The organism is Dietzia cercidiphylli (assembly GCF_014145145.1).
GTDB classification, from domain to species: domain Bacteria; phylum Actinomycetota; class Actinomycetes; order Mycobacteriales; family Mycobacteriaceae; genus Dietzia; species Dietzia natronolimnaea.
This window is the reverse complement of sequence record NZ_JAALEA010000259.1, coordinates 1-1,660: the sequence shown is the minus strand read 5'-3', so window position 1 is coordinate 1,660 and position 1,660 is coordinate 1. Positions and strand designations below refer to the sequence as shown.

Below are 1,660 nucleotides of genomic sequence, written 5' to 3'. Positions count from 1 at the left end.
GTCCGGGAGGGCGGCCAGACTCGCCGGCGCCAGCGCACTCACCGACGTCAGCGACGGCCTGATGCGCGACCTGTCGGGATTGGCGCGGGCCTCCGGCGTCGCGGCGGACCTCGTCGTCGACGCGCTCCCCGTCGACCCCCGCCTGGGCGAGGCCGCCGCCGTCTTGGGTCTCCCCGATCCGGAGGCGCAGATCGCGGACTGGATCCTCGACGGCGGTGAGGACCACGGTCTGCTGGGCACCTTCCCGCCCGGGACCACCGTCCCCCCGGGTTTCACCGTCATCGGGACGATCCACGAGGGAGACCCCGGAACCGTCTCCCTCGACGGGCGCCCGCGGACCCCCGGGGGCTGGGACTCCGCGCGGGGTGCGAACTAGGCTGGCCGCATGGCTGTCTACGCACTCGGAGACCTCGAACCCGACATCGCCCCCGACGCCTGGGTGCACCCCGACGCGGTGGTGATCGGTCGCGTCCGCCTGGGACCGGGCGTGTCCGTGTGGCCGACCGCCGTCCTCCGCGGCGACTACGGGCGCATCGAGGTCGGCGCCATGACCAACATCCAGGACGGCACGATCGTCCACTGCACGGAGTCGGAACCGACGGTGTTCGGGGAGCACTGCATCGTGGGGCACAACGCGCACATCGAGGGGGCGACCATCGGGGACGGAGCCCTGGTCTCCTCCGGTTCGATCGTGCTCAACGGCGCCGTGATCGGTGCCGGGGCGGTCGTCGCCGCCGGGTGTCTGATCCCGCCACGGTTCGAACTGCCCCCCGCGCGGATGGCGATGGGAGCCCCCGCGCGGATCCGCGAGGGGTACGAGGTGGACCCGGCGATGCTCGAGGGGAACACGCAGAAGTACCACGAGAACGCGATGCGGTACCGCTCCGAGCTCCGACGGATCGACTGACCGGGTGGCGGGCGACCGATCGGCTCGACCTCCGCTGGGGGAGGTCGTCGACCCGGGGTGGGCGAGCGTGTTGGCGCCGGTGGAGGACCGCATCCACCGGATGGGCGACTTCCTCCGCGCGGAGGACTCCGCGGGCCGCGGATACCTGCCGGAGGGTGACCGGATCCTGCGCGCCTTCACCCAGCCGTTCGACGACGTCCGCGTGCTGATCGTGGGTCAGGATCCGTATCCGACGCCCGGGCACGCCGTCGGCCTGAGCTTCGCCGTGGACGGCCACGTCCGCCCCCTGCCACGGAGCCTGGTCAACATCTACCGCGAGTACTCCGACGATCTGGGGCTGCCGGCCCCCCGGCACGGCGACCTGAGCTCCTGGGCCGGCAGCGGGATCCTCCTGCTCAACCGGGTCCTCACGGTGACGCCGGGGCAGCCGGCCTCTCACCGACGGAAGGGGTGGGAGGAGGTCACCGGGCGCGCGATCGAGGCGCTGGTGGAGCGCGGCCGTCCGCTGGTGGCGATTCTCTGGGGCCGCCAGGCACAGTCCCTGGCGCCGATGCTCGGCGACACCCCGGTCATCGCCTCCGCCCACCCCTCACCCCTGTCGGCCTCGCGAGGGTTCTTCGGTTCCCGGCCGTTCAGCCGCGCGAACGACGAACTGCACCGACTCGGCGTGGACCCCGTCGACTGGCGACTGCCGGAGATGCCGGAGCAGACGTAGAGGCGCGCTCAGGCCCCACCGAAGCGCGGGGTGCGCTC

Annotated in this window: 2 protein-coding genes and 1 pseudogene; all 3 read left to right on the top strand. The window is 72.8% G+C overall.

The window, feature by feature from the left end; all coding sequences use genetic code 11:
- Window positions 1-376, top strand: a pseudogene (locus G6028_RS09795) (thiamine-phosphate kinase); the annotation flags it as partial.
- 9 nt (window positions 377-385) lie between these two features.
- Entirely contained in the window at window positions 386-907 is a 522-nt protein-coding gene (locus G6028_RS09790; RefSeq protein WP_179525493.1) for a gamma carbonic anhydrase family protein, read from the top strand.
- Between the two features lie 4 nt (window positions 908-911).
- Window positions 912-1,622: a uracil-DNA glycosylase gene (locus G6028_RS09785; protein ID WP_182658749.1), complete on the top strand. Its 711-nt coding sequence runs from the start codon at window positions 912-914 to the stop codon at window positions 1,620-1,622.
- The last annotated feature ends 38 nt before the right edge of the window (window positions 1,623-1,660 follow it).